25 protein-coding genes are annotated in these 22,361 nt (G+C 46.1%); 8 read left to right on the forward strand and 17 right to left on the reverse strand.

From position 1 onward, the window contains the following. The 9 genes from JGK16_RS11230 to JGK16_RS11270 form a co-directional block, all read right to left on the reverse strand. On the reverse strand, window positions 1-409 hold a 409-nt coding region (locus JGK16_RS11230), incomplete at its 3' end, for a Uma2 family endonuclease (protein WP_293177195.1). 249 nt (window positions 410-658) lie between these two features. Continuing rightward, window positions 659-910 (reverse strand): hypothetical protein, encoded by a 252-nt coding sequence (locus JGK16_RS11235; RefSeq protein WP_293177193.1) that lies wholly within the window; start codon window positions 908-910, stop codon window positions 659-661. Between the two features lie 51 nt (window positions 911-961). After that, window positions 962-1,525 carry a Uma2 family endonuclease gene (locus JGK16_RS11240; protein ID WP_293203075.1) on the reverse strand — a complete coding sequence of 188 codons (564 nt, stop codon included), beginning with the start codon at window positions 1,523-1,525 and terminating at the stop codon, window positions 962-964. A 749-nt stretch (window positions 1,526-2,274) separates the two neighbouring features. Beyond that, a complete protein-coding gene (locus JGK16_RS11245) occupies window positions 2,275-2,775 on the reverse strand; it encodes a ShlB/FhaC/HecB family hemolysin secretion/activation protein (RefSeq protein WP_363319720.1) in 501 nt (166 codons plus the stop codon). Further along, window positions 2,727-3,065 (reverse strand): POTRA domain-containing protein, encoded by a 339-nt coding sequence (locus JGK16_RS11250; RefSeq protein WP_366025764.1) that lies wholly within the window; start codon window positions 3,063-3,065, stop codon window positions 2,727-2,729. Before JGK16_RS11250 ends, JGK16_RS11245 begins: the two co-directional genes overlap by 49 nt. Next, window positions 3,041-3,556: a hypothetical protein gene (locus JGK16_RS11255; protein ID WP_293177190.1), complete on the reverse strand. Its 516-nt coding sequence runs from the start codon at window positions 3,554-3,556 to the stop codon at window positions 3,041-3,043. Before JGK16_RS11255 ends, JGK16_RS11250 begins: the two co-directional genes overlap by 25 nt. Window positions 3,557-3,958: 402 nt before the next feature. Further along, on the reverse strand, window positions 3,959-4,747 hold the full coding sequence (locus JGK16_RS11260) for a PspA/IM30 family protein (RefSeq protein ID WP_293177188.1): 789 nt from the start codon (window positions 4,745-4,747) through the stop codon (window positions 3,959-3,961). Window positions 4,748-5,038: 291 nt separating this feature from the next. Continuing rightward, on the reverse strand, window positions 5,039-5,743 hold the full coding sequence (locus JGK16_RS11265) for a PspA/IM30 family protein (RefSeq protein ID WP_293190549.1): 705 nt from the start codon (window positions 5,741-5,743) through the stop codon (window positions 5,039-5,041). Between the two features lie 510 nt (window positions 5,744-6,253). Continuing rightward, on the reverse strand, window positions 6,254-7,480 hold the full coding sequence (locus JGK16_RS11270; protein ID WP_293177184.1) for an SPOR domain-containing protein: 1,227 nt from the start codon (window positions 7,478-7,480) through the stop codon (window positions 6,254-6,256). Window positions 7,481-8,486: 1,006 nt separating this feature from the next. On the opposite strand from JGK16_RS11270, the gene JGK16_RS11275 reads away from it, so the two are divergent. Beyond that, window positions 8,487-8,801, forward strand: coding sequence for a hypothetical protein (locus JGK16_RS11275; RefSeq protein ID WP_293177182.1), 315 nt, complete (start codon window positions 8,487-8,489; stop codon window positions 8,799-8,801). Window positions 8,802-8,864: 63 nt separating this feature from the next. Here JGK16_RS11275 and JGK16_RS11280 read toward each other — a convergent pair whose 3' ends face one another. The 4 genes from JGK16_RS11280 to JGK16_RS11295 form a co-directional block, all read right to left on the reverse strand. Then, entirely contained in the window at window positions 8,865-9,044 is a 180-nt protein-coding gene (locus JGK16_RS11280; RefSeq protein WP_293177180.1) for a hypothetical protein, read from the reverse strand. Next, complete coding sequence (gene menB, locus JGK16_RS11285) at window positions 9,032-9,865, reverse strand: 1,4-dihydroxy-2-naphthoyl-CoA synthase (RefSeq protein ID WP_293177178.1); 834 nt, start codon at window positions 9,863-9,865, stop codon at window positions 9,032-9,034. The genes JGK16_RS11280 and menB overlap by 13 nt, the downstream gene beginning before the upstream one ends. An 81-nt stretch (window positions 9,866-9,946) precedes the next feature. Continuing rightward, entirely contained in the window at window positions 9,947-10,153 is a 207-nt protein-coding gene (locus tag JGK16_RS11290) for a hypothetical protein (protein WP_293203077.1), read from the reverse strand. 256 nt (window positions 10,154-10,409) lie between these two features. Then, on the reverse strand, window positions 10,410-11,006 hold the full coding sequence (locus JGK16_RS11295) for a TerB family tellurite resistance protein (RefSeq protein WP_293177176.1): 597 nt from the start codon (window positions 11,004-11,006) through the stop codon (window positions 10,410-10,412). A gap of 248 nt (window positions 11,007-11,254) precedes the next feature. On the opposite strand from JGK16_RS11295, the gene JGK16_RS11300 reads away from it, so the two are divergent. The 4 genes from JGK16_RS11300 (at window position 11,255) to JGK16_RS11315 (ending at window position 14,883) form a co-directional block, all read left to right on the forward strand. Next, entirely contained in the window at window positions 11,255-11,692 is a 438-nt protein-coding gene (locus JGK16_RS11300; RefSeq protein WP_293177342.1) for a nucleoside deaminase, read from the forward strand. A 589-nt stretch (window positions 11,693-12,281) separates the two neighbouring features. Further along, on the forward strand, window positions 12,282-13,508 hold the full coding sequence (locus tag JGK16_RS11305) for an RNA-guided endonuclease TnpB family protein (protein WP_293177174.1): 1,227 nt from the start codon (window positions 12,282-12,284) through the stop codon (window positions 13,506-13,508). A 37-nt stretch (window positions 13,509-13,545) separates the two neighbouring features. Next, window positions 13,546-14,274, forward strand: coding sequence for a lysophospholipid acyltransferase family protein (locus JGK16_RS11310; protein ID WP_293177172.1), 729 nt, complete (start codon window positions 13,546-13,548; stop codon window positions 14,272-14,274). 228 nt (window positions 14,275-14,502) lie between these two features. Next, window positions 14,503-14,883 (forward strand): hypothetical protein, encoded by a 381-nt coding sequence (locus tag JGK16_RS11315; protein ID WP_293177170.1) that lies wholly within the window; start codon window positions 14,503-14,505, stop codon window positions 14,881-14,883. A 302-nt stretch (window positions 14,884-15,185) separates the two neighbouring features. On the opposite strand, the gene JGK16_RS11320 is transcribed toward JGK16_RS11315, so the two are convergent. Both JGK16_RS11320 and JGK16_RS11325 read right to left on the reverse strand, forming a co-directional pair. Beyond that, window positions 15,186-15,950 carry an ABC transporter ATP-binding protein gene (locus JGK16_RS11320; RefSeq protein ID WP_293177168.1) on the reverse strand — a complete coding sequence of 255 codons (765 nt, stop codon included), beginning with the start codon at window positions 15,948-15,950 and terminating at the stop codon, window positions 15,186-15,188. 218 nt (window positions 15,951-16,168) lie between these two features. Next, window positions 16,169-16,828, reverse strand: coding sequence for a Uma2 family endonuclease (locus JGK16_RS11325; RefSeq protein ID WP_293190550.1), 660 nt, complete (start codon window positions 16,826-16,828; stop codon window positions 16,169-16,171). A gap of 237 nt (window positions 16,829-17,065) precedes the next feature. On the opposite strand from JGK16_RS11325, the gene JGK16_RS11330 reads away from it, so the two are divergent. Then, window positions 17,066-17,449: a hypothetical protein gene (locus JGK16_RS11330; protein WP_293190551.1), complete on the forward strand. Its 384-nt coding sequence runs from the start codon at window positions 17,066-17,068 to the stop codon at window positions 17,447-17,449. Here JGK16_RS11330 and JGK16_RS11335 read toward each other — a convergent pair. Together JGK16_RS11335 and JGK16_RS11340 are read right to left on the reverse strand one after the other, a co-directional pair. Continuing rightward, a complete protein-coding gene (locus JGK16_RS11335) occupies window positions 17,435-18,385 on the reverse strand; it encodes a HEAT repeat domain-containing protein (RefSeq protein WP_293190552.1) in 951 nt (316 codons plus the stop codon). The genes JGK16_RS11330 and JGK16_RS11335 overlap by 15 nt on opposite strands. A 15-nt stretch (window positions 18,386-18,400) precedes the next feature. Further along, window positions 18,401-20,296 (reverse strand): NACHT domain-containing protein, encoded by a 1,896-nt coding sequence (locus JGK16_RS11340; protein WP_293190553.1) that lies wholly within the window; start codon window positions 20,294-20,296, stop codon window positions 18,401-18,403. 518 nt (window positions 20,297-20,814) lie between these two features. Between JGK16_RS11340 and gor the strand changes: the two genes are divergently transcribed. Continuing rightward, window positions 20,815-22,158, forward strand: coding sequence for a glutathione-disulfide reductase (gene gor / locus JGK16_RS11345; protein ID WP_293177158.1), 1,344 nt, complete (start codon window positions 20,815-20,817; stop codon window positions 22,156-22,158). 18 nt (window positions 22,159-22,176) lie between these two features. Next, window positions 22,177-22,314 (forward strand): hypothetical protein, encoded by a 138-nt coding sequence (locus JGK16_RS11350; RefSeq protein ID WP_293203079.1) that lies wholly within the window; start codon window positions 22,177-22,179, stop codon window positions 22,312-22,314. Window positions 22,315-22,361 lie beyond the last annotated feature (47 nt).

Below are 22,361 nucleotides of genomic sequence, written 5' to 3' on the forward strand. Positions count from 1 at the left end.
ATTTTCGGAACTTTTCACCTCGATCGTAGGCTTCGGTAGAGGGCGAAAGAACCTCGACAATCAGTAAAGGATTGAGAATTTCATCCGTGCGAGATCCATTGAATTCCGGTTCGCCATCAATTACCATAACATCGGGATAAGTTCCGTGATTGAAGCTAGGAATCCAAATTCGCAAGTCGCCGTTATAGGTTTGAAAATTGGTGTCTCGGAGAGCCACATTGAGAAAAGTCGTAGTGTCTACGGCAATACGGCTGTGAGCGGGGGAACCTCCGGGCATAGCAATAATCTCTCCGTTACAATATTCGTGACGTTCTTCGGCGGTTTCCTCCATCGCCCGGTATTCATCTGGAGTGCAGCGAGTTGTGGTATCTGAAGCAAGGTTTGGCGGATTGGTTGAAGCAATGACCACGATCGCACCTCCTAAATAATTAGACCTTAAATAATTATGACTTACAGCTAGATAATTGTCCTAACCCAGAGGCGATCGCTTTTTCGGGATTTTAAGAATCTGAGCGATCGCACAATCTCCTGACATCGCGTCATAAAAGTTTAGTTTCTTCGTGATTTGACTGCTGGCGCTGTGCAATCTGGATTAGCATCTCAATTTTGCAAAAAGCATTTTTTTTATTTATTATAGTGCTGTCCCCGCTCGCGTCTGCTACCAATCGCGAGCGGGGACAGCACTATAAATGCAAAACAGAGATGCTACCATCTCGATTAACATCCTCAATGCCTCATTCACTGCTGCATCATTGGGAAAAGCTTGCACAATATCTGGATCTAAAAGCACTAAGTTTGTCCCTGCACGATATCGCTCAACATACTTACCTCTAACACCTCCTTTCATCTGAGTAAAGTCATACTCAGCAAGTAATTCGTCTTCCATTTCGTTCTCAATATCCTTCTTCATAAAACTTCTGCTGCTAACCTATGACAGATAAGAAAGCTAGATAAATCGCCCTTAAAGACTAATCCGGCGGTAAATTTCAGCCATCGGCAGTTCTATATTTAAGCTGTGCAGGACGATCGCCCCTTCAACCCGATCGTACACTTGCCATTGCCAGCGATCGCCCGACGGGCGATCGAGATTGTGATATTGTTCAATATATGGTTCAGCTTGACTGACCAGCAGATATTCACAGGCTTCGGTAGAGGGCGAAAGAACCTCGACAATCAGTAAAGGATTGAGAATTTCATCCGTGCGAGATCCATGGAATTCCGGTTCCCCATTGACAACCATCAAATCAGTGTAGGTTCCGCAGTTATATTCGGGAATCCAAACCCGCAAATCGCTGTTATACAAGCGAAAATCGGTGTCTCTGAGCAAAAATCCCAAGTGAATTAACAAGTTACAGGCGATCGCGCTGTGGACTTCTGAACCTCCGGGCATAGCAATAATCTCTCCGTTACAATATTCGTGACGTTCTTCGGCGGTTTCCTCCATGGCCCGGTATTCATCAGGAGTGAAGCTAGTCTTTGTTGCATCTGAAGCAAGGTTTGGCGGGTTGGTTTGAGCAATGACCACGATCGCACCTCCTAAATAATTAGACCTACAATAATTATGATTTACAGCAGCTAGATAATTGTCCTAACCTAGAGGCGTTTTTCTGATTCCATTCAAATTATATCAAGAACTCTCCAGGGAGCATCTCATTTTGGTAAAAAGCTTTTTTTCTAGTGCTGTCCAAGCTCGCGATCTATATAAAACTCGCGATTTCCCGACAGCAATACAAATCAAAAACTGAGATGCTCCCGCTCTCCATGCCTTTATCCGCTGCTGCTTCACAACCGCTAAATTCTAGCTTTCCTTTTACTTTTCACATTCAACTGCTTAGTGATTGATGTGTAATAATGCAAAGCAAACACCATATTGATTCCAAAGAATACCAAGGTTAAAACAAACACAAAAAAAGACGTAAACGACAGCCCGTAAATCATCGTAAACATCGCCAAAATGATTGAGCAAAAACCAAAACCGGAAGCAAAAGAACTTAAAACCAGTAACCGCACCTTAGACATAGTTTAATGTAAAAATTTTCAGTAAAATGCACTCTTGGCACCTCAAGATGAGTGCCAAATGATACTTATTACTATATAGCCAAATTACTCAGTTCCGCTAAGGGCAGAACGGCTATTTTCCTAAAAAGGTTTGAATTCTACGAAAAAATACAGCCCGCGCTCTTGCCAACTCCTCTCGCCCGATTTGATGCCAATCAAAGGAATGCCCCAGCCGAACCGAGAATTCTACCTCTCGCCGTACTGCCACCGCAAGCCCTATCCCGCTGATAGCAGAGTATTTGCTTCCAGAGCCACCCTTCCCCCGCTATTCCAAACATTGCCAGCATCCACAAACGGCGTCACCTGCAAAAGACCTTTTTTGTCCCCGGTACGCAAAATCGGATACCGCAACTCGGCGGAAGCAAAAAGTCCGCTATCCGCAAGCATTGCATCCTGACGGTAGCCCCGCACTGTATCCGGGCCGCCCAAACCAAATTGTTCGATCGGCAAAAGCTCAGCGATTGCCAACTGCGCCTGGGAGCGCACAACCAGCAGCGTCTGGGGAGCCAACAACCGCACGTACTGCAATTGACCGCGCCACGTCAAAAATTGACCGTCAGGCTCCCTGTTGCTCGCGGTAGCGCCAAATGCTGAGACTCCCAGATTGAACTGCGATCGCGCCGCCAAGACATCCCTCTCTCCCCGCTGAGTAAAATCCTGAAACAGTCTCAGCGCCGAAACCCGAGTTCTACCGCGAGCATCCGCCCCGGGCGACAGTGGAAAACCGCAAGGGTTTGTGGGGGAATCAGGGCATCCGAAGTGATAAAACCTTTGCTGATGTAGAGTTGGCTCACCACAGAACGAGCTTCCAGCAGTGCACCCGAAGTGATAAAACCTTTGCTGATGTAGAGTTGGCTCACCACAGAACGAGCTTCCAGCAGTTCGGCGAAAGTCAGCGGGCGGCCTACAAAGTTTTTGAGTGCAGCATCTAATTCTTGTTTGCTAAAGACGGTACTGCCAACTACTTCACATCGATCGACCGTTATTGTACCGGAATATTCGGCAATTCTTCAGTCCGTCTCGGTACGGGGACGGGTGGCAAAAGCTGTTCTATCGGAGGTAGGGGCTTTCTTGGCGCGGGTTCTGGGAGGGGAGCCGGATTTGGCAGTACAGGATTGGGAATGGGAATTTCTTGTCGGTTGTCTCCTCGGTTGGGCAATTGGGCGAGAGTTTCAGGTTCCTGACTTGGCGCTGCTGCTGCAAATTCCGGGATGTCGGTTTCTGGCTCTTTACTGTATCTATCTAATTCTGAGCCTGAGTATAAATCGCCAGAAAGTCGATCGCGATCGTCTGCTGTTTCTGGATTAAGTTTTAATTGAGACTGTAAATTGTTATTAACAAAAGGCGATCGCCCGCCTGATTCACCAGCAACGATCGGATCGCCAACACTTTGAGCTGCTGACGATGCGAAGCAAATAGCTGTAATTGAACAACCAAGTGCTATTGCGCTAAAAAACTTGATTTTACAAAACCCTCTGGAATGTGGCAGGGGCATCATTGATTAATAATAATTGATAGTTATTTACACTTACGAGCAGGGGTTCCTGGCGCAATTACAAAGATTAAAGTAACTTTATCACTTTTGTTTAAGACTTAAGTCATTAAATTCAACATAAATATACTTGACAAAAAATATTTTTTGTGATTTGCTAAAAAATCCAGAAAAAAGCTCCGACTTACCCAAGCTAGCGCTGTAGGTAGGCGGAGCGTTCTATCAAAGTTATCAGTCGATTTTAGATTTTGGATTTTAGATTTTAGATTTTAGATTTACTCTCTCATGCAATTTGGGAGCTTGAACCTTAGTCTAAAATTTTGAACTCGACCCTAAACGAGGGTCGGGGGCTGGTACCCATTGTTGGGCGGGGTTATCTGAGAAATCGGTGAATTTTGATAGAAATTACTACATTTTATTGAGCTGCGATCGCAATTCTTCCAACTCCGCGTCAATCACCGGACTCGACTCCGAGCTACTAGGAGCCGCAGCAGTTTTACCCGCAGCCGGCAATTGACCTTGAGACACAGAACCTCCGCTCAGTTGAGCCTTCATCTGAGCTAACTCGTCGTCAACATCGCCACCACTTTCAAGCAAGCGGAACTGTTCCTCTAAATTGCTCCCGCCAGCCGCCAGCTCTGCGGAAGCTCCCGCGCGGGCTTCTATCTGCAAAACTTTTTCTTCCATGCGCTCGAAAGCTGCCATTGAACTGCCAGTATTCAAGGTGCCAATGGTATTGTTGAGCTGTTCCTGAGCCTTAGCAGCAGAAATCCTCGCCTTGAGCATATCCTTCTTAGTCTTGGCTTCGGAAATCTTGCTCTCCAAACCGATCAAGTTGCGTTTGAGGCTTTCCACTTGACCCGATTGCTGTTCCAGACTCGCTTTCAGCGTAGCAGCCGTTTCAGCGTGAGACTTTTTGCGTACTAGAGCTTCGCGGGCTAAAGTCTCGTCTCCTTTTTGCAGGGCGAGTTGAGCGCGCTGCTGCCACTGGTTAGACTGGGATTCAGCTTGATTGTACTGAGTCTGGGTGCGTTTTTGAGTGGCGATCGCGCTGGCAACGGCCTGACGCAACTGCACCAAGTCTTCCTGCATATCCGTAACGGATTGTTCTAAAATCTTTTCCGGGTCTTCAGCTTTGTTGACCATATCGTTAAGATTGGCTCTGACGACTCGGCTAATGCGGTCAAATAATCCCATAATGCTATTTTTCCTGGGTGAGGTGTACGAAGTAGGCCCAAAGCAGGCTTGATAGCGTTAGCCCGCGATGGTGAGACTCAGTTGGTCAGATTTTTAGTGCGATCGAGCATGAAGCAATTTTGCAAACATAGTAAATACAGTTTAAAGCGATCGAGTCAGTGGTGCAGCCAAGCTAATTGATGCACCTATCTATTGAGTTTAACTTCGATCCGGGAATTCCCCAATACGCTGATGGGCCATCTGTTGAGAAGTTTGGCCAATTATCCCAACTATTGTTGTGTTGAGTGGGGTTTAGGATGTGGGTGGCTCGCCCGACGGCAATTTTGGTGTATTCTTGCTCGGAAGCATTTGTGTTTTCATCGCCGCCAACTCGGCATCGACATCGCCGGCAGCTTCGAGAGAGAGAAACTTCTTTTCTAAATCGTTTGTTCCAAGTTCTGCGATGGCTTCGGAACGAGCTTCTAGCTGCATAACTTTCTCTTCCATTTTTTCAAAGGCGCTCAAAGCACTGCCGGTACTGAGATTTCCCATCATTTCTTGCAGCCTTTCCGACGCTTTGGCCGATCGAGCTCGGGCAATGTACATATCTTTTTTTGATTTTGCCTCAGAAATTTTACTTTCGAGCGATCGCATATTTTCTTTAAGTTGAGTAACCACAGCGTTTTGCTGTCCGAGACTGGCTTTCATCGCCGTTGCCGTTTCTTGATAGGATTTCTTGCGCGTCAGAGCTTCCCGCGCTAAATTTTCCTCGCCTTTTTGCAAAGCTAGCTGCGCCCGCTGGTACCATTCTGCGGCTGTGGACTCAGCTTGGGAACACTGGCGTTCGGTGCGTTTTTGAGCGGCAATCGCTCCTGCTACGGCTTGTCTGAGCTGGATTAAATCTTCCTGCATATCCATTACAGCTTGTTCCAGAATTTTTTCTGGATCTTCGGCTGCTCCGACCAAACTGTTAATATTGGCTCGAATCACTCGCCACAGGCGATCGAATAATCCCATTTTACCTATCTCCCGATTTTCTTAAATTTTAGATTTAGGACTGGAAATTAATATTATTATTTGCGATTTTCGATTGACCAGCCCAAAAATAGGTACAAGCCCCCAACGCGAGCGTCAGGGTCGATTCCCAAATTTTAGACTAAGAGTTCAATCTCCCAGATTCACTGCGCTGTCAGCAAATCTAAAATCTAAAATTTAAAATCTCAAATCGATTGACTGGTCAGCGTAAGGTTTGGATCGGGCGTCTACAGTTGCATTCTGTGTGGGAACTTGTCTGAGTTAAAAAACCAATTGTGTGTTAGACAAAACATTCATCATTGTCTAGCTTTGTCTAACAATTTCGTTAAAGTTTTTGAACCTTTACCAGAAATAATTGGTTGAAAGCCCGCCCGCCTGCTCGGGAGAAATTAAAATCAGACTATTCATTACTCCAATCCTCGGACTTAAGGGTAGAAGTCGCTCTCAAACTGTCAAACTGTCAAGCGGTCAACTGTCAACTGTTGAACGAGTTTACGGCTGATAGTATTGCGGCTTCATCCCTTTGGCTTGGAGTTCCTTTGCCAAACGTTCTGCTGAGGCAGCATCGTTCAAAGCCCCCATTTGAATTTTGACACCCTTTGAGAAGTTCCGCACGTAGGCATCGGGAACTGCGGTTCTGGCTTGTTGCAGCGCTTTTTCATTGGTGTAATCGGTGACAACGTAGTAAAAGCCGTCGCTAGCCCGTGTCGGTCTTCCTAGCGGGGCTGCTGCGGCCGGGGCTGCTGTGGCTGTCGGGGCTGCTGTGGCAGGGGATGCGGCGGCTGGCTGGGCTGGGGAGGGTGTGGGAGGCAGTGTCGGCAGTGTCGGGACTGTCTGGGTGGCGCTGGGGCTGGGACTGGGAAGCAAAGCGGTACTAATATTGTTGAGTCCTTGTTCCCTACCTCTGGCCGGGTTGCCGTCTTCTGTCGGAATTGGGACAGCGCCGATGGGGGCAGGAGGTGCTGGCGGATTGGGGGGGATTGATGCTTTGGGCGACGGGGAAGCAATGGGGCTGGTTGTGGGATTGACGTTGCTGAGAGTGTTCAAATCTAGCTCGACAAATTCTTTGGATGCCAGATTTGGAGCTTTCGGCAGTTCCTTGCTGCTGCTACTGCTATCTATGGTTGTAGCTGCCGGACTTTCGTTAGTAGAGGGGGTTGTGCGATCGAGAAAACGGTTCAGGCCTGCCATTTTAACCAGACTTGACGGGTGCATCACTGCATAACCCAAAGCTGTGCACGACAACAGAAACAGCAACATCGAACTCAGTCCCAAGGGAGTTAACAGACTCGCGGCCAAACTGCGTTCTTGGGCAGGCTCAGCTTTTGCTTCGTCCAAACTTTCGATCAGTTTTTCGCTGGATTCGAGATAATTGTTGGGTGCAAAGGTATTGCTAGATATTTTTGTCCCACCCACGGTAGTTGCTAGCGGGGAATCGCCCTGGACGCCGCCAAGGGATAGGGGCAGCGACAGCGGTTGCTGGGCTTCCTCCGCAGCCTGCGGTAGGTTTTGGCTTTTTTGTGGCTCGGTTGTGGCTGTTGGCTGGCCGCTGCGAACTGATGGCGACACCCACTGTTCGGCGCGCCGCCTGTGTCTTCTGTATGTTGTCAGTTCTGCTTCTAGGTTGACATCCAAACACCCGAGGACTGCTTGCAAAGCAGGTTTGATTGGGGTTGATGAGGATTGACTTGGGGATTCCACTGAAGAACGCTTACTCATTAGCAAAACTCCTACCGCCTCTGAATTGATTTTAATGTTTTGATTCTAAAGTTGACACTCTCAGCGCTCTTGGCGACTGAGATTCTTAAGAAATTTCGTTCTTAATATCCCTATTACTAGGGTTCTTGGGCGCAATCCTCTTGCCAAAAAATGGTGGGCTGCTATCCTTGCCTTTCAGCAAGCTCCTCAAGCGTTTAAGGGGCTTAGCCCTTGGTTCCGTGGAGTCCCCGCGTACCTTGAATATATGGTAGGCATTTGCTTCCCAGGTTTACACCTGTGTATTCATCCCAACAATAGAGTGTAACGGCAAAAGCCCTTTTTACACTGCTAAAAATTTTAAAAATCAAGAAAGATTCACGGCGGTTTGAACCGCCCGTGCCGCTTTCATGGAAGGTCTAAAGACTCGCTCGTTTTCCGCTTGCCGAACTTTTTTTATCAACAAGAAGCTTTAAAACTTGCTTATTCTAGGATTAGCTGCTTTTGGTGTCAAGGCAACTGCTGCCTTTGGGCCCGAAGTGTCGATCGCCATTTGCTCTGTTTTCATTTTCGTTTGACCATAAAGAATTGGTTTAAAGCCCCAAGCCCGATCGCCCTTGATAAATTAAAAGAAGACGATTCATTACTCTAATCCTCTTCCTTCCAGGTAGAGGTCGCTGTTAATTGTCAACTGTCCCTGGTCAACTGTCAACTGAAACCTTAATTCTTACTGTGTCCCGGAGGCTGCTTACCCGACTCTCAGCAGATTTTGGCATCGGAGCAACCGTTTATTTAGAAGATCTCATAGTCGTTCCGTATTTGTCCTTTTGCTTGATCCCTGACCCTTTATAAACTTTTAACCTGTCTTTTTCGCTACAAAATGAGGAAGGACTGAGGTGATTGTTTCTATATATAACAAGATTATAAATAAATCATTAAGGTTTATTATGCTTCGGGGATCGCTATAACCCAGACAGGATAAGGGCTGGGATGCTCTAAAACCTCCTAGCTCTACACAGGAGAATTAGAGATGAAACTGATTTCCGCCAACACTTTTATGAAAACCCCATTAATTTCTGCTTGTCGTCACTGCCGCCACTATACCCCTGAGGGGAGACGCGGAGGAATTTGTGCTCTGTTGACCGTGCCGGTGCAAAGTCAGTGGAAAGCTTGTTCTTTGGCAGTTTCGCCTTTTGGGGGATCTTGGGAAAACATCACAGAAATTGAACTGTGGCAAGAACAGACTGCGACTCCGCATGAGACCGCTGTTCCTGTTTCTGAACGCAACGCCTGCCAGTTAACAGGCACAACATTAACCGAAAAATCAGCAGCAGTCTCGGTTTAGTCCGTCGGCAACAGGACAGATTGTATCATTTTCGATTGGCGATTGGGAAATCACTGATAACTATTATCTATTATGATTTGGATCTGGCAAAGCAGTTTCATTCTTTTTGGCAATTGGTATCCATACTGATACTTTTGGACGATCGACTAAACTCGGGTCATTCAACTCACAGCAATCAATAATATCTGTAGCTTGAATGAGGGAATCCCAAAACTTATTTCTCGATCGAGCTACGGCAGCCAAGGATATTGACTAAAATCGGGTTCCCGTTTTTCCAAAAAGGCTTGTTTGCCTTCGGCGCCTTCCTGGGTCATGTAATACAGCAAAGTGGCATTTCCAGCCAGTTCTTGGAGACCGGCTTGACCGTCACAGTCGGCATTAAAAGCGGATTTTAAACAGCGGATCGCGATCGGACTTTTTTCCAGAATTTCCTGGGCCCACTGCATCCCTTCAAGTTCGAGTTGTTCGACGGGTACGACGCAGTTGACTAAACCCATTTCTAGAGCTTGCTGGGCGCTGTACTGACGGCACAAAAACCAAATTTCTCGGGCTTTTTTCTGGCCGACAACTCTGGCGAGATAGCTGGCCCCGAAACCGCCGTCGAAACTGCCGACTTTGGGGCCAGTTTGCCCGAAAATAGCATTGTCAGCAGCGATCGTCAAGTCGCAAATTAAGTGTAAAACGTGACCGCCGCCGATCGCATATCCTGCAACTAAAGCAATCACAACTTTGGGCATCGATCGAATCAACTTCTGCAAGTCGAGCACGTTCAACCGGGGTATGCCACCTTCGTCTACATATCCCGCAGAACCTCGCACGCTTTGGTCGCCGCCGGCACAAAAGGCGTATTTGCCGTCTGTATGAGGCCCCGCACCGGTGAAGAGGACAACGCCGATTTTGGTGTCTTCACGGGCATCAGTAAAGGCATCGCACAATTCCTGCACGGTTTTGGGACGGAAAGCGTTCCGTTTGTGAGGTCGATTGATGGTAATTTTGGCGGTGCCGCCACTTTTTTGATACAGAATGTCTTCGTAGGTTTTGGCGGTTTGCCATTCAATTTGCATAATCAATCAGTCGATTTTAGATTTTAGATTTTAGATTTTAGATTTACTCGGCAGATGAATCACCGGAGTAGGAACTTTGGTCTAAATTTGGGGGAGCATCCACTCGCTCAACAGCGTCGGGGGCAAGGTACCCGTTGATGCGGGGTTAAGTTGAGATTTGAGAGCGAGCTGGGGCGATCGATGCAGGAATAATTCGCTTTTAGGATCGCGAATTAAATAATTTACACTCTTAAAAGTGGGATGGGCGTCCCGCCCGTCTATAAAGGACGGGCGGGACGCCCATCCCACAATAATTAAAATTGTAAGTTATTTAATTCTCATTCCTTAGATTTTAGACGGATTCGGTTCAATGGGATACGAAGGTCGATCGACTCTTGGGAAAAAAAATTAAGCGGGACTCGTGGCCCAAACCGACTTCCCCAAATCAACTGTGAAGCGCTCTTGTTGCCGGTTAAACAACCCGGTTTTTAATACAAGAGCGCGCAATTCCCGTCTCCCATCCCAACAGTCTCAAATTTTGACGCAGCAAATAATTTGCGTTGCATTATTTGCGCGTTAACAGAGACAGCAGGTGCTTTGCTGCTTTGGCAAATACCGGATCGCGGGACTCAAATTCGCTGGGAGCTAGTAAAGCTTTAACTTCGGCAAAGTCTTCTTGGTTGAGGGTTCCTTCTTTGGTAAATAAAGTGTCTACGACTGCAATGTGTCTGGAGTCGAGGCCGAGCCGATTGCCGATCGACTGTAAGTACATTTGCTCCCTCAAATCGATGTGTCCGTCTACCGCTGACATTTCGTAGCCGGAACCGATGAGCAACAGCTTTTCTGATTCTGAGAAGAAAGCTGTCAGGGTTAGCAGTTCCGTGGGGTTGAAGTAAACCTGCTGTTTGGAGACTCCTTTGACAAGGCGCTGAATTAGTTCTATCCGATGTGGATCGCCGCTGGCAAAGGCTTTGAGAGTCTTTTGCAGCCGTTCTTCTTCTTCAACTGCGATCGTCCTGTCGATAATCATCACTCCCCGCAGGATGGAAATCAGAGCAGTCACAAACACTACCAAAGGAGTGATATCTTGTTCGCGGAGCTTTTGGCGGCTAATCCGGGACAACAGCTCAACAACTTCAGTGCTAATCAGGGTGGTGTCCATAATTCAAAATTACTCTGGATGGGGCTGTAGTGTAACTTTATTTCTCGATCTTAAGTGTTTTCAGCTAGGTAAGTATGCCATGAATTCCGTAAAAAACTTGTTTTCTTAGCGATCGCACTTACTTCTCTCCACAGCAAGTGGATAAATAAGATTATATTAAGTGTTTTCAGATACTTAGGTATACCGTGAATTTGCCAACAGAGCCGTTGTGTAGTAGTGATTCTAATTATGCTATTCACCGACACTGGATGAGTAGGGCTGTGGAACTGGCACGAGCAGCCGGTGATGCGGGCGAAGTGCCAGTGGGTGCTGTCATTGTTGACGGTGCTGGCAAATTGATTGCCGAAGCGCAAAATCGGCGAGAGCGAGACTGCGATCCGACTGCTCATGCTGAAGTCTTGGCGCTGCGGGCGGCGGGCAAGGTTTTGCAAGACTGGCATCTCAATCAATGCACGCTTTACGTGACGCTGGAGCCGTGCCCGATGTGCGCTGGTGCGATCGTACAAGCTCGGATCGGTTTGCTGGTATACGGAGCAGATGACCCGAAAACTGGCACAATTCGGACGGTGGCTAATCTTCCAGATAGCGCGCCTTCGTGTCACCGCTTACAGGTGCTCGGCGGTATTATGGAGTCTGTTTGTCGAGATCAGTTGCTTGCTTGGTTTGAAGCCCGCCGGCAAATTTAACAGGTAAAGTTTTTTACTCTCCCATAGCCGATGTTTAGTCTAACTTGGCTCTTTAACTGAAATAATAGATCGGTAATTGCCCGATCGAGCTTTCTCGGCGGTTGACCCCGCCTAAAAACGGATACTTGCTTGCCGACACTCGTCGCGGTGAACTCCTGATTTTAGACCAAAGCTCCAATTCCCAGATTAATCTGTGGCATAAATCTAAAGTCTAAAATCTAAAATCCCTTGACGGCTGTGCGGTAGTGCTGTCGGCTGGGATCGTATTTTACCTGCTTACAGATTATCTGTTTTGGGTGCGATCGCTTGCGGAGGCAAAGGCCAATAGCAAAAGTGTCCCCATCGAAAGACTAAAGATTTGCCAAGCAACATATCTTTAGCTAGAACAGACGGGAATCCATCGCGCGAAACGGAGTACCGTTATCCCGCGATGGATGAAAGGCGAGCTTTGCGACGATTTCACCCCACCGGAATCTGACTCTTCGTCGCTCGGTGGCGGGCGGTTGGGTGGATGAGGAGATGAGCAAATCTTCACCCTTTTCTTTGTGCCTGTATTATCATAGGTATGCCGATTGTGATAAATAATATCGTGTTAAAAGCAGTCAAAGTCAGAATCTATCCAAGCGTTGAACAACAGAGCCATCTAGCGCAAGCTTTTGGTTGTGTCCGTTGGGTATGGAATCAGTCATTGGCTACCATGTCCCAAACCTACAAAGAGACTGGGAAAGGTATTTCTGCTTTCACGATGAAGAAACAGATTCCCGTCTGGAAAACTGAGTTTGAATGGCTCAAAGATTGTTATTCTCAATGCCTTCAGTCTTCGGTTTTGAATTTGTCTCAAGCGTTTATCAACTTCTTTGATGGTCGAGCAGCATACCCAACTTTCAAAAAACGTCACGGAAAACAATCGATTCAGTTCCCACAGAACGTTAAAGTTTTGGGAAATGACGAGATTAAATTTCCGGGTAATCTTGGAGTGGTTAAAGCTAAAATTCATCGCGAATTAGTGGGTAGTTTGAAGACGGTTACGGTGTCTAAGATGCCTGATGGTCGTTACTACGCATCATTGCTGATGGAGGATGGTATTGACAAGCCCGCTACAAACAAAGACGGCAAAGCCATTGGTATCGACCTCGGATTGCTTGACTTTGTTGTTACATCTGATGGCTCTAAATACCAAAATCCTCGACATCTGAGAAAACACGAGCGCAACCTGAAGCGCAAACAGCGTAAGTTATGTCGTAAACGGGACAAAACTACCAACAAGCGGCGCAAGGCTAAATTGGCTGTTGCCAAAGTCCACGCCAGAATCTCTAGAGTTCGAGAAGATTTCCGGCATAAACTATCCCGTAAGATAGTCGATAAAAACCAAGTCATTGTCGTAGAAAATCTGGCAGTAAAGAACATGGTAAAGAATCATAACCTTGCCTTATCCATCAGTGATGCTGGCTGGGGAATGTTCTGTACGATGCTCAAATACAAAGCAGAGGCAGAGGGCAAAGTCTACCTAGAAGTCGGTCGATTTTTTCCGTCATCGCACCTTTGTTCTGAGACTTTACTGTTGTTGCCGAAAATGGATCTGTCTGTTCGTGAATTTAATTGTCCCCACTGCTCTAAGCGGCACGATAGAGACATTAATGCGGCAGTCAATATCAGAAATGAGGGCTTACGGATATTGACGTTGGGAACCAGCGTTACTGCCCTTGGAGGCAATGTAAGACCAAAGCGGTATGGGCAAAAATCCACTGTCGCCGAGGCTGTTGCCATTGAATTGGGAAGCCCCCAGCATATCGGTACTCCGATTGCTGGCGGGTAGTTCACACTCTATATATCGATATAGCAGGGTAATTGCCATGCATCATACTGCCGCGATCGCCGTTGAGTTCAGTAAATCCTCTCTAGTGAAGCCAATGCCTGCCAAGGTAGCATCTAATACCTCTCGCGTTTCTCCTTGGTTAACCTCCTTGTTCTATCCGCTAGGTCACTATATTGTCCTACCGTTTTATTTTGGCAAGATTGAGATAACCGGACAGGAACACTTGCCGAAAGACGGGCCTGTAATCTTAGCCCCGACGCATCGTTCCCGGTGGGATGCGCTGATGATGCCCTATTCAACGGGACAGAAGGTGACTGGACGCGATTTGCGGTTCATGGTAACTGCTGATGAAGTCAAAGGAGTGCAAGGTTGGTTTATCAGACATTTGGGAGGCTTTCCTGTCGATATCCGGCATCCGGCAATTAGCAGTCTCCGTTACGGGGTGGAATTGCTCCTCGACAAGCAAATGTTGGTAATTTTTCCCGAAGGTGGAATTTTTCAAGATGGTGAAGTTCACCCTGCGAAGTCTGGATTGGCTCGTTTGGCCATGCAAGCGGAGTTGAACACACCGGGTTTGGGGGTGAAGATTGTACCGATGAGTATTCGCTATCGCCCGCGCATTCCTCGATGGCGTTCGAGGGTTAAAATTGCGATCGGTTCTCCGATTTCTGTGGCAGATTATGCTAATGGTGGTAGTGGTAAAAAAGAAGCAAAATTGTTGACGGCCCAACTCGAAATGGCTCTTAAAACTCTTGATGACAGTTGACAGTTGGCAGTTGGCAGTTGGCAGTTGGCAGTTGGCAGTTGACAGTTGATAGTTGATAGTTGGCAGTTGATAGTTGGCAGTTGGCAGTTGGTAGTTGGCAGTTGGTAGTTGATGGTTGACCGAAGGAAGAAGGAAGAATTAATTAATTGTGATATAATATTTTTTGGTGCTGTTGAGAGTTGCGGCACTTATTTTGCTTGGTTGTGTCTGTATTAAGAGTCAGCATTAATGGATTGTGGTTTGAACTTTAAGCCTGGTCAAATTGTTAGTTTGGAATGTGGAGATGCGTGCCTGCATTCAGAGGTAATTCAAGTGGTTGAAGCACGTCAAATTTGTTGGGTGCGCCCTTTGATGTTGGTTGGATTGGTTTCGGGGAAGGATTTCCCCCAAAGGTGGCCGGAAGAATACACTTTATCAGATTTGCGGGATGGTGCGGATTTGCTGTGGCCACTGAGTTTGTTTCGGGCGGCGCTGGATACGGAGGTGATTTCGCTGTTAACCCAGTTGCAGTCTCTGGACTCCGATCGCAAGGATAGCACGATCGCCTCTCGGCAACTTAGAGATTTTGTCGATCGAGTTTGGGCAGCTTTTCCGAGCGCTTTTCATTAAAAAGACGGGGCGATTGAAACCGCAAAAAGACACGGCGATTGAAACCGTAAAAAGACACGGCGGTTGAAACCGTAAAAAGACACGGCGGTTGAAACCGCAAAAATACCGGGCGGTTGAAACCGCGTCTATACAAACAAAACCTGCCTCCGCAGGTTGAAGAAAACACGGCGGTTGAAACCGCGTCGAGACAAACAAAACCTGCCTCCGCAGGTTTGAATAAGACACGGCGGTTGAAACCGCGTCGAGACAAACAAAACCTGCCTCCGCAGGTTGAAGAAGACTATTATTTTAGTTTAAAATACTTAAAACACCGCGTGCGAAAGTTCTGCCGGATTCAGATTATTATGAATAACTTCACCGTCGCGGAACCAAACAACCCGGCGAGTTTGTCGCGCAACTTCCGGTTCGTGAGTTACCATCACAACAGTCATGCCGGCTTCATTAAATTCTGTAAAAATATCCATTACTTCTTGAGTAGTTTTTGTATCCAATGCACCAGTCGGTTCATCTGCAAGCAACAACACGGGACGGTTAACAATTGCGCGGGCGATGGCTACGCGCTGCTGCTGTCCTCCTGATAGTTGATTTGGTTTGTTTTTCATGCGACTTTCCAGCCCTACTTTGGTTAAAGCTTCCTCTGCGCGTTCGCGTCTTTCTGATGAGGGAATGCCTGCATAAACCATCGGTAACATGACATTTTCTAATGCTGTTAGTTGAGCCAATAGATGAAATTGTTGGAAGACAAAACCTAATTTTAAGTTGCGAATTCCGGCTAATTCTGATTCGGGCATTTGGGCGACATCTACGCCGTCTAGGTAGTAACTGCCGCTCGTAGGTCGATCGAGACAACCGATAATATTCATAGCTGTAGATTTGCCTGAACCGGATGCGCCCATAATTGAGCAATACTCTCCTTGCATTACCGTCAAGCTGATCCCGTTGAGGGCGCGCACTTCGAGGTCGCCGATGCCGTAGACTTTGGTTACGTCTTTGAGACCGAGGATGACGGGTTTTGAGGTGGTTTGCAGGTCGAGGTCTTGGTGGGTCTCGGTTTGTAGTTCAGGCATTTGTTTTTATGTGCGATCGACACAACTTACTACTAAGTTAACACTTCTGAGCGGTTTTCGGGGGTGGAAGGGCGATGTTTGGACGGTTGCGGGACTTACGCACGGGTAGTCAGAAACCGGGTTTTTTGACGAAAATAATTCGTTAGAGCGCGCAGAAACGATAAAAACCCGGTTGCTGTGGTGTTGGTGAGTAAGTCCTAAATTAAACAATTTGTGGCTTAAATGCGATCGGGATCGATGTTCAATTCGCGCAGTTTTGCTGCTAAACGTTCGGCTCTTTGAACTGCTTGTTCGGCACGCTGTCTTTCAAAATCCCTTTCTTCTCTCAATTCTTCAGGAGAAACGAATGCTTCTCCGTCGGGTTGATATATTTCTAGCCCATCCTCGCCCAACTCAAATCGTACTCCCAATCTAGGACTGATCCATCCCTCCATCGGCTCAATTACTTCTAAATTACCTTCAATTCTTTGCCAACCTTCCAACTCATTTCTTTCTGGATCGTAAAGGTAATATTCCTCAACTCCATGACGCTGGTAAAATGAAAGTTTTTTATTCATTTTAGTTTGGCGATCGTTGTGGGAGCGAATCTCAAAAACGACTTGGGGAGCAATATTATCTTCGAGAAATTGCATATAGGAAGGCCGCTCGCCCTTTGGTCTACCAAATATTACCATCGTATCCGGTGCTTGAGAAATGTCTGGTCTACCTTCAACTGGATACCAGAGTAAATCGGCGGCCACAAAAACGTTTGGGTCATTTTTGAACAACGATTCGCAACCTTCTTTGATTTTGACAATTAATTTGTATTGAATTGTGCTTTCTGCCATTGGTTGACCGTCGCTGGATGGATAAATGATTTCTGCGGTTGTGACTTGCATAGTGGTTGTCTCCGAGAATTATCTAGGTTTAATTATACTATTTTTGAGACCGATCGCACTTTTTGCTGTTGGTATTGTAGCAGAGTGTAAAATGGAATCATGTTAACTCCGATCGATTCCGTTACAATATAATGCCAGGTCTTGTAGGGGCGGGTTCACCGACAATAATTGCCTAAAATTCACAATCTCATAAACCCGCCCCCACCCAACGATAAATCCCTAAAATTAGAGGTAAGCATGAGTGGAATATTTGACATTCTAGAAAAGATTAAAGCTAGACCGGGGATGTACATTGGGAAAGCTTCAGTTAGCGATTTGTTTGTATTTTTGGCGGGCTATAAAACAGCTAGGCGAGAATTTGGGATTGAGCCAACTGAACAGGAAAATGAGTTTTATGGGGAGTTTCAGCCTTGGTTGCAGAAACGGTTTCAGGTACTGTCTGTGAATTCTTGGGCGAAAATTATCATGCTTTATTCAGTGGACGAAAAAGAGGGATTTGAGTATTTTTTTCAGTTGCTGGATGAGTTTTGGCGGCGGAATGAAAGTTTACAGGTTGATGAGGTTGAAGTTGAGGGAGAAAGGGCGATCGCTAATAAAGGCGATCGCTCATTTGCCTTCTAATTCAGCCAATTTTTGCTGTGCAAATTCGCGGAGTTTTTGGTCGCGATCGCGTACAATTTCTAGCGTTTCCGGGTCATCTTTCCACCCCCGTGCTAATTCTTGGACTGCTGTACCTCGCACAGTCGAATTATCGTTAGATTGAGCGCATTGTTTGAGCCAAGGTAAGGTTTCCGGGTCATATTTCCACCCCCGTGCTATTTTTTTGACTGCTACACGTCGCACAGCCCAATTATCGTCAGATTGAGCGCATTGTTTGAGGATAGGTAAGGTTTCCGGGTCATCTTTCCACCCCCGTGCTAATTCTTGGAATGCTGCTTGTCGCACAACCGAATTACCGTCAGATTGAGCCAAGTGTTTGAGGATAGGTAAGGTTTCCGGGTCATCTTTCCACCCCCGTGCTAATTCTTGGACTGCTGTACCTCGCACAACCAAATTACCGTCAGATTGAACCCATTGTTTGAGGATAGGCAAGGTTTCTGGGTCATCTTTCCACCCCCGTGCTATTTCTTGGACTGCTGTACGTCGCACATCCAAATCATCGTCAGATTGAGCCCATTGTTTGAGGATAGGTAAGGTTTCCGGGTCATCTTTCCAAGTAAAGGCGATCGCACTTACTGCTTTAGTGCGAATTTTCCTAACTAAATCTGCCTCTTCTTCATAAAACCGATAATGGTAATTTAGATCGTACTTCGTTAACTCTTTTAATCGCTCCAGCAATTGACTATCAACGGCAGCAATCTCCTTTCTATCCCTCACCTCATCCAAACACTTCGCCGCCAAAAACAGATTTGTAAACTTTTGCGCTTCCCCATCTTGCTCAATCAAAAATTGAATCAATTCCCCTGTCAACTTTCCCGCAATCAATCCCGCAATCAAACACAAAACTTCCTGCCAAGATTCATCATCCCAGTGCGGGCCAAAAACTTCTGCTTTCAACTCATCCAGCGATAGTTATAAAGCCTGAACCCTATTCACAACTTGCGATGCACAGAAATATTCCAAAAAAGTCCGGTGTATAAATCCGTAACTATCCGCACCCAAATAACATAAAATAAAGTTGCGAGTTCGCAGTTGATTAATGATTAACTTCGCCCGATTTCTCGGTTGGTCAAAATCTTTATTCTTCAGATATGCTGTCAGAATATCTTCCAAATCTCCCGCACTAATAATATTGCCAGCCAACCCTTCAGGTGCTGCTTGCATTTCCCAAGCAACTCGCCGCAGCATTTCTTGCTTGTCTTTAGCATCAATCGTTTTTGGATCGAGCCTGCTATCCTCTACTAAAGACCTTTCCACATCCCATTGATACAGCAATATCCGCGAAGCTTGATTGTAAAGTTCTGCCCTGTCTCTTGGCAATTCTTGACTGCGATTCAAAATTGCCATAATCGTTAACAATAACGGATTTCCGGCTAAATCTTGAATTGTTGATGAATACTCTAGCGCTCTTTTCATCCGATCGCAAATTCGCACTTTTTCCCTAGCATCAGCAAAAGTCAACTCATGCCAGCGGTGCACAAAATCCTGAATCTGTGCCGGATTCAAGTCTTGCAGGATAAAGTGATGAAACTGGGCATCTTGCAACCGTTGAGGTTTGTAACCAATAATCCGAGACGTGACAATCACTCGCACGCGCGGATACTCGTTGGTAAACCGATGAATCGCGGTAATTAAATCTTCTCGTTTCCCCGAATCGAAAATTTCATCTAATCCGTCGAACATCACTACAGCGTCGCCGGCTTTAAGCTGTTCGTGCAATTGATGCTGATTCAAGTCACAAATAAAACCGGAATCTTTATGGCAAAATTCCAGGAAATTCTGGCAATGTTTTGATTCCACGTTGCGAATGTAAATCCGCAATTCTATTAGCAGCGGAATCGGGAGAGATGTTACGCTATTTAAAGGCGATCGCGCCCAGGTTAATGCTAAATATTGTAACAGAGTAGATTTGCCCGAACCCGGATCGCCTAAAATCACAATGTAGGGATAATTTGACTTGTCATTGATGACATCTACCACGGATACGATGGGCTGAGAAAAATAACCGCGTCGATATTTCTCTAAATTTTCAAGTGCGATCGCCTCTAGTCGATCGCTGTCTTCCAACCGCCGTTGATGTTCCTTGGGAATTTCGTAAGCTTGCGGCAGAAATGACTCGTAAATTAAGCGCACATCTTGGAAAATAAAGATTTGCCAAACTTTCAGCTTTTCGCGATAATCGTAGGTATTGCTATCGACGCTGCTTAAATCCAGATTGCTGTAACGTTCGCACAAAGCCTCTTGATATTGCCTCAAATCAAAATCGGGGATTATCCCAGCAATTTCTTGAGTGTTTTTCTGAATGCTGTCCAGATTTTGAGCATTCAAGATATCCCGCAAGTCTTTTGAGTCAAAAAGAATTTCTTGAACTTCGGCGAGATACTGATTGGCGATGGTTTGCCACTTAAATCTGGCGGGTAAAGCAGCTAAATCTAGTTGAGTCCAGGTTTGTTCGAGAAGTTCTGCATCGAGGGATTCGCGATCGCTCTCAAAGGCCTTACCCAAAATTTCCTTAACTGACTTGTTGCCGATAAACTTTTTAACATCTTTAATATACAGCTTAATCTGTTCTGGGGAAAGTCCGCTGATTTTTAACTGCTGTTGCACTAACTCCAAAAACTTTTTCAGCGCTTTCCCCCCTGCGACTTGTCGCGGATCTTTTTCGCCAAATAAGACGTTTTTTAGGGAATCTTTAAAAAAATCTTTTACTAAATCCTTCGCGCCGTCTACTGCCAACTCTTCTAAGATGGGTTTGACGAGAATGCCGACTCCTTGCGTTACTCCCCACAGCAAAAGCCAATCAATCATAAAGCTAGCCCGACAAATAAATTTATCTCTATAATATAGCAATTTTCAGTGAGTCGTAAATTTTTGACTTCCCCCAACTCTCCCCGTGACTTCGAGGAGGTGGATAGTTTTATTATCAGGATAGGAAATATAAAACTACCAAAAGTATAGCTCAAAGGTCGGCTCGCGCTTGGGCTAATGTACGTTGTTATGCTCTTTGCACTCTTTCCTAATATTATAAAGAGCGCTTAAGCGCAACTACGTACCTAATTTGTTTGACTGCAATAAAACTGCCCTAGCGGCCACCCAAAAATAGTTACATTTTTATATATTTTTTGCCAGTTGCTTGTGCTATACTCTAATAATGGGAGTGTGAGTAATTTTAAATTTAATGCACATATTTCCATTATTAAATGATATCATGTCAACTGCAAAAAGTAAAGCAATCTCCCTCTAAAAAACGAAATTTTTTTTGAGATATCATTAAAAAAAGTAAAGCACAAAAACCGTAAAACTGAGATAGGCAACTAGCGACAATTATGACATACGATTACGACTTGTTTGTGATAGGTGCAGGCTCCGGCGGATTGGCGAGTTCCAAGCGGGCGGCATCCTACGGGGCGAAGGTGGCGATCGCCGAAAATGACTTAGTAGGCGGCACCTGCGTCATTCGCGGCTGTGTACCCAAAAAACTCATGGTGTACGCTTCAACATTTTCGCACCTGTACGAAGATGCGATCGGCTACGGTTGGAGCCCTGTAGAAACCAGCTTCAACTGGGAAAAACTCGTCACCACTGTAGACACAGAAGTGCGACGACTCAGCAAACTCCACATCAGCTTCCTCGAAAAAGCCGGAGTTGAATTAATCTCAGGATATGCCAAATTTATCGACCCCCACACTGTCGAAGTTGGTGACAAAAAATACACCGCTGCTAAAATCTTAATTGCTGTCGGCGGCGAAGCTCACAGAATCGATATTCCTGGCATCGAACACGCGATCACTTCCCGCGAAATCTTCTTGTTAAAAGAGCAGCCGAAACGGTTGGCAATTTTGGGCGGCGGCTACATCGGCGTTGAATTTGCTTGCATCATGAATGGCTTGGGAAGTGAAGTAACTCAAATCATCCGGCGCGATCGCATTTTGCACTACTTTGACGAAGAACTTCGCGCCAACGTCCAAGAAGGAATGGTTAAACACGGCATCAATTTCGTCACAGGAAGCTCGATCGAATGGATAGAGAAAACTCCTGAAGGCTTAAAGTTAAAATTGTGGGGAAAATCTGAAGAAACCTTGACAGTAGACGCAGTTTTGTGCGCTACCGGACGATCGCCCAATTTGGAAAAACTGGCTTTGGAGAATGCCGGAGTTGAAACCGAGAAAGGTGCGATCGCAGTTACCAAAGACAGCCGCACCAATCAACCGCACATTTTTGCTGTCGGAGATTGCACCAACCGGATTAATCTAACGCCAATTGCGATCGCCGAAGGACGCGCTTTTGCAGATACGGAATTTGGCAACAATCCGAGAGCAATTAGTTACGAAAATGTCGCATCAGCCGTATTTTCCCAGCCGGAAGCTGCTACAGTCGGCTTAACTGAAGAACAAGCCAAAGCTAAATTTCCCGACTCAATTAAGTGCTACACAGCCAAGTTTCGGCCGATGTTTCACGCTTTGACAGGTGCAGATGAAAAGACTTTTGTCAAGTTAGTTGTTGAAACTAATACTGACAAAGTTTTGGGCGTGCACATGGTTGGGAAAGACGCGGGCGAGATTATTCAAGGAATGGCGATCGCCGTTAATATGGGAGCTACCAAGAAAGATTTCGATTCGACGATCGGTATTCACCCCTCGACTGCTGAAGAGTTTGTGACTCTGCGATAAATAGGGTATTTCATAATTATGAAAAACGGGCAAGATGCCCGTTCCACAAGAGAGTTTATCTGTTGTGGCACAGGCATCTTGCCTGTTTTTTGTGGCACAGGCATCTTGCCTGTTAATTTTGTGGCACAGGCATCTTGCCTGTTACTGACCTTCTAAGCGGATTCATGCTCAAAATAATATTTTAAACAAATTGAACCTTTTTT

The organism is Microcoleus sp. PH2017_09_SFU_O_A (assembly GCF_020738625.1).
Lineage (GTDB): Bacteria > Cyanobacteriota > Cyanobacteriia > Cyanobacteriales > Microcoleaceae > Microcoleus.

Excerpts from the sequence above, each read along its gene's own strand:
- JGK16_RS11235 (WP_293177193.1), bottom strand. The coding sequence starts at position 910 with ATGAAGAAGGATATTGAGAACGAAATGGAAGACGAATTACTTGCTGAG.
- JGK16_RS11255 (WP_293177190.1), bottom strand. The coding sequence starts at position 3,556 with ATGATGCCCCTGCCACATTCCAGAGGGTTTTGTAAAATCAAGTTTTTT.
- JGK16_RS11260 (WP_293177188.1), bottom strand. The coding sequence starts at position 4,747 with ATGGGATTATTTGACCGCATTAGCCGAGTCGTCAGAGCCAATCTTAAC.
- JGK16_RS11265 (WP_293190549.1), bottom strand. The coding sequence starts at position 5,743 with ATGGGATTATTCGATCGCCTGTGGCGAGTGATTCGAGCCAATATTAAC.
- JGK16_RS11270 (WP_293177184.1), bottom strand. The coding sequence starts at position 7,480 with ATGAGTAAGCGTTCTTCAGTGGAATCCCCAAGTCAATCCTCATCAACC.
- JGK16_RS11275 (WP_293177182.1), top strand. The coding sequence starts at position 8,487 with ATGAAACTGATTTCCGCCAACACTTTTATGAAAACCCCATTAATTTCT.
- menB (WP_293177178.1), bottom strand. The coding sequence starts at position 9,865 with ATGCAAATTGAATGGCAAACCGCCAAAACCTACGAAGACATTCTGTAT.
- JGK16_RS11295 (WP_293177176.1), bottom strand. The coding sequence starts at position 11,006 with ATGGACACCACCCTGATTAGCACTGAAGTTGTTGAGCTGTTGTCCCGG.
- JGK16_RS11300 (WP_293177342.1), top strand. The coding sequence starts at position 11,255 with ATGAGTAGGGCTGTGGAACTGGCACGAGCAGCCGGTGATGCGGGCGAA.
- JGK16_RS11310 (WP_293177172.1), top strand. The coding sequence starts at position 13,546 with ATGCATCATACTGCCGCGATCGCCGTTGAGTTCAGTAAATCCTCTCTA.
- JGK16_RS11315 (WP_293177170.1), top strand. The coding sequence starts at position 14,503 with ATGGATTGTGGTTTGAACTTTAAGCCTGGTCAAATTGTTAGTTTGGAA.
- JGK16_RS11320 (WP_293177168.1), bottom strand. The coding sequence starts at position 15,950 with ATGCCTGAACTACAAACCGAGACCCACCAAGACCTCGACCTGCAAACC.
- JGK16_RS11325 (WP_293190550.1), bottom strand. The coding sequence starts at position 16,828 with ATGCAAGTCACAACCGCAGAAATCATTTATCCATCCAGCGACGGTCAA.
- JGK16_RS11330 (WP_293190551.1), top strand. The coding sequence starts at position 17,066 with ATGAGTGGAATATTTGACATTCTAGAAAAGATTAAAGCTAGACCGGGG.
- JGK16_RS11340 (WP_293190553.1), bottom strand. The coding sequence starts at position 20,296 with ATGATTGATTGGCTTTTGCTGTGGGGAGTAACGCAAGGAGTCGGCATT.
- gor (WP_293177158.1), top strand. The coding sequence starts at position 20,815 with ATGACATACGATTACGACTTGTTTGTGATAGGTGCAGGCTCCGGCGGA.
- JGK16_RS11350 (WP_293203079.1), top strand. The coding sequence starts at position 22,177 with ATGAAAAACGGGCAAGATGCCCGTTCCACAAGAGAGTTTATCTGTTGT.